Consider the following 6,760-nt stretch of genomic DNA (forward strand, 5'->3'; position numbering starts at 1 on the left):
TCAGTTCCCTCGAGCCGGCTCTCCCGCCTGTTCTTCCTCGTCGAGCAGGTGCCCCGCGTGGACGGCGTCGCGCGGGTCGGCGAGGCCAAGCGGCTTCACAGCGCGCAGCGCCCAGGTGAGACCGAGGTAGAGGGCGAAGCTCACCGCGAAGGCCGGGATGTTCGCCCCGATGAGGCTCGGAGCGACGTACGCGAGCACGTACGAGAGTGCGGCGCCGAAGATCCACACGAACACCGCCACCCAGTTGATGCCACCCAGGTACCAGTAGCGGCTCTCGGGCCGCTCCTGCAGGATCTGCCGCGAGTAGCTGCGGCGCTTCAGCAGGTAGTAGTCGGCGATCATGATCGCGAACACGGGCACGAAGAACGCGCTGATGATGAAGAGGAAGTCGGTGAACTGGTTCAGGAGGCCCAGGAACGTCGAGCCGATGATCGACACGATGCCGAGGACGATCGCCGTCGGCAGGAAGCGGAGGTGCCACTTCGACTGCGCGTTGATGACCGAGGTGACCATGCCGAAGACGACCATGGTGTTGGTCGCCATCACCGAGAGGAAGATCGCGATGCCGAGCGGCCAGCCGAACTCGGCGACGATCACGGTCGGGTCGAAGGCGATCGCCTCGCTTCCGCGAAGGAGCACGACGCTGAACGCGACGAGGCCGAGGAACATGGCGATCGTGGTCGAGAGCGTGTAGCCCACGCCCGAGCCGACGACTCCGGCGACGCTGTTCTTCGCGTGCCGATTCATGTCGGCGGAGAGGACGGTCCACGAGATGGCCGTCGCGATGACCAGGTCGAGCGTGATGAACGGGGTACCGCCGAGCTCCGCATCCACGGGCAGCGCGGCGAATTCGCCGGGGCTGAACGCGCCGAACGCTGCCGCGAACACGAAGCCCATGACCACCAGGATCACGAGCGCCAGCCACGGCTCGACGCGAGAGATGCCCGTGTGGCCGAAGATCGCGAGCACAACGACGATGCTCTGGCAGATGGCGGAGAACAGCATCGGGTTCGAGAAGCCCGTCGCCTCGAACACGAGGAAGTCGACGGTGACGCCGGCGAGCATCGCCTGCACCCAGCTCCACCCCATCAGCACGATGAGGTTGGAGGCCGCCGGCACGAGGCTGCCGCGGATGCCGAACGCGCCACGTGTGAGCGCCATCGTCGGGAGGCCCGTGCGGGTGCCCATGTTGCCGATGAGCACGAGCACGATGACGCCGATCAGGGTGCCGAGCACGATCATCCCGGTCGCGGTGCCGAACGAGACGCCAGGCACGAAAAGGGTGCCCGTGAGGAGCGTCGTGACGACGAGGTTCGCGGCGAGCCAGATGAGGGCGATGCGGATGAGCGATTGCGTGCCGCGGACGGGGCCCGCCGAGTCGTCCTGGCCGTCGAGGTTCAGGGCCATGGTCTTCGGGCCGGTCATGAGGATGCCTCCGCGTCAGTCGTCGGCGCGGACAGGTGCTCATGGACCGCGATGAGCGAGCCCTCGTCGCCGACAGTGAAGACGATGCTCTCCCGCTCGAGGTAGGAGGCCGGTCCGTCGGCAGACTCGACGCTCGTCGCCACCGTGTGGCTGAAGACCGCGCCGCCCGGGAAGACCTGCACGAGGCGGTCGGTGGATGCGCACGAGACGACCCGCCACCCCGCCGCGACCCAGCCCGCCCACAGCGCCTCGTACTCGGCGCGCGAGTCGAGGCGCGCGGGCTCGGGGTGGAAGACGAACGACGCGTCCGGCGCGAACCCGGCGAAGTACGCCTCGGTGTCCGTCGCGCGGAAGGCGTCGATGATGGCATCGGCAGCCGCGAGCACTGCCTCCTGCGTGGGTGTGGTCGACATTCAAGTGCTCCCTTGGACTTGGTGGGCTCTGCTGACAGGCTTCGAACGGCGGTCGGCTTCCGGCCATCGCAGTGCAGTCGCCGCACAAACCAAGCAAACACCTACACGCCGAGCCTCGTCCAGGGAGGAACCGAACTCATTTCGGTTGACAAGGGGCATTATGTCCAAGTCGTCCAGCGCTCAGCGCGCCGCATTAGTCGTGGTTAGTCGTGAGACGGGCGCCTGCGCTGCGCCTTCGTCGCCGAGCGTTGGCCCTTCGACTCGAGCCTGCGACGCTGCGAGCCCTTGGTGGGCTTGGTTGCCCGGCGCTTCGGTCCGGGCGGCGCGAGGCCCTCGCGCACGAGGTTCGCGAGCTTCTCGAGCGCCGCCTCGCGGTTGCGCAGCTGCGAGCGCCGCTCGGAGGATGCAACCGTGACCACCCCGGACACGAGGCGCTTGCCGAGTCGCGACAGGAGCATCCGTCGCTGCTCGTCGCTGAGCACGAGCGATGCTCCGACGTTCCAGAAGAGCTCGACCCGGCTGTCGGAGGTGTTGACGTGCTGCCCGCCCGGCCCGGAGGATCGCGAGAAGCGCCAGCCGAGCTCCGCGGCCGGAATCGTGAGCGAGCGTGACACCTCCAAATCCATGCGCCAAGCCTCCCACGCGCCGGGACGTTCGGAACGGCGGCTCGTGGATCGCGAATGCCTAGGGTGGCCCCATGGCGCACACGCATCCGAAGATCGTCGACCTCACGCACCCGCTCAGCTCGGGCATGCAGATCTACCCCGGCGACCCTGAGGTGCGGGTCGAACCCGCCACCTCCCTCGCGGACGACGGGGTTGTGGTGCACGCCCTGCAGCTCGGGACGCACACCGGCACGCACCTAGATGCGCCCTCGCACTCGATCGCCGACGGAGCCACGGTCGACCGCCTCGATCTTGGCCGGCTCGCGGGGCCGCTGCATCTCGTCGATGTGACCGAGCTTGCGCAGCCCGGAGACAGGATCGAACTCGCTCAGGTCGCCGCCCAGCTCGAGCAGCTCGCGGCCGGCACGATCGTCGTGTTCCGGACCGACTGGTCGAAGCGGTTCGGGCAGCCCGACTATCTCGAGCACCCCTTCTTGGATGCGGCGATCGCCGAGCGTCTCCTCGCCGTGGGTGTGACGGTCGTCGGCGTCGACACCCTCAGCCCTGACCGCACGGACGCGACCGCAGCATCCGCCGACCTCCCGTTCCACGAGGTCTTCCTGGGCGCGGGCGGCGTCATCATCGAGAACCTCACGAACCTGTCCGCCATCGACACCGCGCGCGACCCGTGGATCTCCGCCCTGCCGCTGCCGTTCACGGGCCTCGACGGCTCGCCGGTGCGTGCGGTCGCGATGCACCGCGCATAGCCGTCGGAGGTGCCGCGATCGCCGAGCGGATTTTCGCCGTGAAGGTGGCGCGAAACGGAGGCCACGCCGAGCGCTCCTTCTCCCCCGACGTCCCGAGCACCCCGGACGGCGTCGCGCGGGACGACGCGTCCGTTGAAGCCGGCTCGCAGCAGGTGTGGATTACCTACATCGAACGTCCTTCGCCCCTGGCGGACAAGCGCAATCGCTGGCGAACCGCGATCTAGGCTGAGCCTCCTGCTGACGGGAAGGAACCGCTATGAGCATGGAAGGCGCTGCCTGGAGTTCGCTCTACAAGATTTCGTCCGCCAGGGATGGAAAGCACGGCTTCTCGCGTGAATCGGTGCGGCGCATCCTGACGTTCGCGGTGCCCTACCGGGCCAAGCTGGTGCTGTTCATCGCCCTGTCGATCGTTGGCGCGTTCCTCGCGGTCGCGACGCCGGTGCTCGCCGGCCAGGTGGTCGACGTCATCGTCGCCCGGGGTGCAGTCAGCACGATCGTCTGGATCGCCGTCGTCATCGCGCTCGTGGCCATCGCCGACGCGGCCGTGTCGCTCGCGACGCGCTGGTACTCGGCGAGGATCGGCGAGGGTGTGATCCTCGACCTCCGCACCGCCGTCTTCAACCATGTGCAGAAGATGCCCATCGCCTTCTTCACCCGCACGCGGACGGGCGCCCTCGTGAGCCGCCTGAACAACGACGTGATCGGCGCCCAGCAAGCCTTCAGCGGCACCCTGTCGGGCGTGGTCACGAACCTCGTGGCGCTCATCCTGACCCTGATCGTCATGCTCAGCACGTCCTGGCTCGTCACCGTGCTCGCCGTGATCATGCTCCCCATCTTCCTGATCCCCGCACGTCGCATGGGCAGCCGCCTCGCCGCGTTGCGCCGCGAGGCCGCCGACCACAACTCGGCCATGAGCACGCAGATGACCGAGCGCTTCTCGGCGCCCGGCGCCACCCTCGTCAAGCTGTTCGGCCGGCCGGATGAGGAGGCCGAGGAGTTCCGCGTGCGCGCCGCGCGTGTCCGCGACATCGGCGTTCGCACGGCGATGCTGCAGTTCGTCTTCTTCACCGCGCTGATGCTGGTCTCCGCGCTCGCCCTCGCGCTTGTCTACGGGCTCGGCGGCGTCCTCGCGCTCGGCGGACAGCTGGAGACCGGCGACGTGGTCACCCTCGCGCTGCTCCTCACGCGTCTCTACGCGCCGCTCACGAGCCTCGCGAACGCACGCGTCGAGATCATGAGCGCGGTGGTCAGCTTCGAGCGCGTCTTCGAGGTGCTGGATCTCGAGCCGCTCATCCAGGAGAAGCCCGACGCGACCGTCGTCCCCGAGGGCCCGGTGTCGGTCGAGTTCGACGACGTCCGCTTTGCCTACCCGTCCGCGGACAAGGTGTCGCTCGCCTCCCTCGAGGAGGTCGCGACGCTGGATACCCGCGGCGGCGAGGAGGTGCTGCACGGGGTGTCCTTCCGCATCGAGCCGGGGCAGACCGTCGCCCTGGTCGGCACGTCCGGTGCCGGCAAGTCCACGATCGCGCAGCTCCTCTCGCGCCTCTACGACGTCGACAGCGGTGCCGTGCGTCTCGCGGGGACGGACGTCCGCGACGTCACCTTCGCGTCGATGCGGCACACCCTGGGCATGGTCACGCAGGACGGCCATCTCTTCCACGAGACGATCCTCTCCAACCTGCGTCTCGCGAGGCCCGAGGCGACCGACGACGAGGTGTGGGATGCCGTGCGCCGGGCGCGGCTCGAGCCGCTCATCCGGTCGCTGCCTGATCAGCTGGACACCATGGTGGGCGAGCGCGGCTACCGGCTGTCGGGCGGTGAGCGCCAGCGGATGACCATCGCGAGGCTCCTGCTCGCCCAGCCGCGGGTTGTCATCCTCGATGAGGCGACGGCAGCGCTCGACTCGACGTCGGAGGCCGCCGTGCAGGCGGCGCTGAGCGAGGCGCTCGAGGGACGCACGGCGATGGTGATCGCCCACCGCCTGTCCACCATCCGCAGCGCCGACCAGATCCTCGTGATCGAGGACGGCTCCATCGTCGAGCGCGGCACGCACGAAGAACTGCTTGCCGCGGCCGGGCGGTACGAGGAACTGCACCGGACCCAGTTCGCCGTGCAGAAGAACGTGGCGGCGGATGAGGATGCGGCGGGTGGATCCTGAGTACGAAACGGGAAGGCGCTGCTTGGGCACCTGACCGGAGCGCGGTCCGCGTAGGGTGAGCTGATGCCTGAAATCACTTCGCCAAATCCTGCGCCCGTTCCTGTAGACCTCCCGCTCGAGCAGCGGCTCGCGGCTGCCGTCGAGCGATACGGCCAGTCCGAGTTCGTTGAGCGGGTACTCAACCTCATGAAGGGGTACGACGAAGGCGATGACCTCCTCCTCTACGTCGGCGGCGATCACGCGCAGGGAATCCTCGATGGCGCGCCCGTGCTCTACTGGCCCGAGCTCTGGGGCACCCGTGCGCTGCTGTACGTCTGGGATGAGTCGGCCGCGCCTGCGGTGATCGGCACGCTCGGCAACCCGGCTTGGCGCGTCCGCGAGATGGGAGCACGGGTTGTCGCAGCGCGCGAGCTCCCAGCAGCATCCGAACTGGCCGGGCTGCTCGACGACAGTGTCGCTCGAGTGCGATCGGCAGCCGCGAGGTCTCTGGCAGCCGTGGGCACGCTCGAAGACGTGGATCGCCTGCGCCCGCTGCTCAAGGATCCCGAGATCGAGGTGCGGCGAAGCGCCCAGCAGGGCCTTGACGCGCTGCGCGTGAGGTTCCCAAAGAACTAGGCAGCGCTGCGTTTGGGCTCGATCCACCGACTCTAGGCGTGCGGTGGAGTCGGCTGCGACGCTCTAAGGTCGCGATAGGGGCGGGCATGCAGACGAGCTTCTGCGGGCGGACCGTGGAGGTAGTCGCAGATGCGCGGACTAGCTCTACTCGGCCGTGGCGTTGGTGTCGCTTCGGGTCTTGTGATGTGACGAGGCCTCCTGGCTTGATGGAGCTGTCTCGTTCTGCCATCGCCAGGAGGCCTCTATGTCCCGCGCCAAGGCCCGTCTCGCGGTTCATGGTCGGCGGTTGCTGGTCGAGCGGATCGTGTTCGAGCGTCGTCCGGCGTCTTATGTCGCGCGAGCTCGGGGTGTCGCGGCAGTGCGCGCATCGCTGGGTCGTGCGTTTCCGCGCGGAGGGTCTGTCGGGTCTGGTCGATCGATCAAGCCGCCCGCGCCGCTCGCCCTCCAAGACGCCGGCCGAGGTCGAAGCGCGTGCTGGAAGTGTGAGATCCCTTGTGATTCGATCCGGCCCGGCTCGCGGTCGAGACCGGTGTTCCGGCCCGGACGATCTCTCGGATCCTGAACCCTCACGGGGTGACGTCGCTAGCGTGGTTGAACCCGGTGACCGGGGCCTCGATCCGCGCTCATGGATAGACCACGAAGCGATACCAGCCCCCCATCCCGGGGGCCTGGTCCACATCGATGTGAAGAAGCTCGGGAGCATCCCGGACCGCGGGGGGGGGGGGGGGGGGGGGGGGGCGGGGGGCGGTGGTCCGGCTCGCCGTGCCACGCCCACCC

Annotated in this window: 7 protein-coding genes and 1 pseudogene; 5 read left to right on the forward strand and 3 right to left on the reverse strand. The window is 68.5% G+C overall.

Features of this window, described 5'->3' with window-relative positions; all coding sequences use genetic code 11:
* The 3 genes from C5E07_RS11900 to arfB form a co-directional block, all read right to left on the reverse strand.
* A complete protein-coding gene (locus tag C5E07_RS11900; RefSeq protein ID WP_104299586.1) occupies nucleotides 1-1,425 on the reverse strand; it encodes a cytosine permease in 1,425 nt (474 codons plus the stop codon).
* Complete coding sequence (locus C5E07_RS11905; RefSeq protein WP_104299587.1) at nucleotides 1,422-1,838, reverse strand: nuclear transport factor 2 family protein; 417 nt, start codon at nucleotides 1,836-1,838, stop codon at nucleotides 1,422-1,424. The genes C5E07_RS11900 and C5E07_RS11905 overlap by 4 nt, the downstream gene beginning before the upstream one ends.
* A gap of 203 nt (nucleotides 1,839-2,041) precedes the next feature.
* Nucleotides 2,042-2,464, reverse strand: a complete 423-nt coding sequence (arfB, locus tag C5E07_RS11910) for an alternative ribosome rescue aminoacyl-tRNA hydrolase ArfB (RefSeq protein WP_104299588.1) — start codon at nucleotides 2,462-2,464, stop codon at nucleotides 2,042-2,044.
* A 71-nt stretch (nucleotides 2,465-2,535) separates the two neighbouring features.
* On the opposite strand from arfB, the gene C5E07_RS11915 reads away from it, so the two are divergent.
* The 5 genes and pseudogenes from C5E07_RS11915 to C5E07_RS19525 all read left to right on the forward strand — a co-directional run.
* Nucleotides 2,536-3,210: a cyclase family protein gene (locus tag C5E07_RS11915; protein ID WP_104299589.1), complete on the forward strand. Its 675-nt coding sequence runs from the start codon at nucleotides 2,536-2,538 to the stop codon at nucleotides 3,208-3,210.
* Between the two features lie 38 nt (nucleotides 3,211-3,248).
* Nucleotides 3,249-3,434, forward strand: coding sequence for a hypothetical protein (locus C5E07_RS11920; RefSeq protein WP_104299590.1), 186 nt, complete (start codon nucleotides 3,249-3,251; stop codon nucleotides 3,432-3,434).
* 32 nt (nucleotides 3,435-3,466) lie between these two features.
* The gene (locus C5E07_RS11925) at nucleotides 3,467-5,368 is read left to right on the forward strand and encodes an ABC transporter ATP-binding protein (protein WP_104299591.1); all 1,902 of its coding nucleotides are present in this window, start codon (nucleotides 3,467-3,469) and stop codon (nucleotides 5,366-5,368) included.
* A gap of 63 nt (nucleotides 5,369-5,431) precedes the next feature.
* Complete coding sequence (locus tag C5E07_RS11930) at nucleotides 5,432-5,983, forward strand: HEAT repeat domain-containing protein (protein ID WP_104299592.1); 552 nt, start codon at nucleotides 5,432-5,434, stop codon at nucleotides 5,981-5,983.
* 244 nt (nucleotides 5,984-6,227) lie between these two features.
* Nucleotides 6,228-6,760: pseudogene (locus C5E07_RS19525) on the forward strand (leucine zipper domain-containing protein); the annotation flags it as partial.

Origin of the sequence: Pseudoclavibacter sp. RFBJ3 (assembly GCF_002931375.1) — a bacterium.
Classification (GTDB): Bacteria; Actinomycetota; Actinomycetes; order Actinomycetales; family Microbacteriaceae; genus Pseudoclavibacter.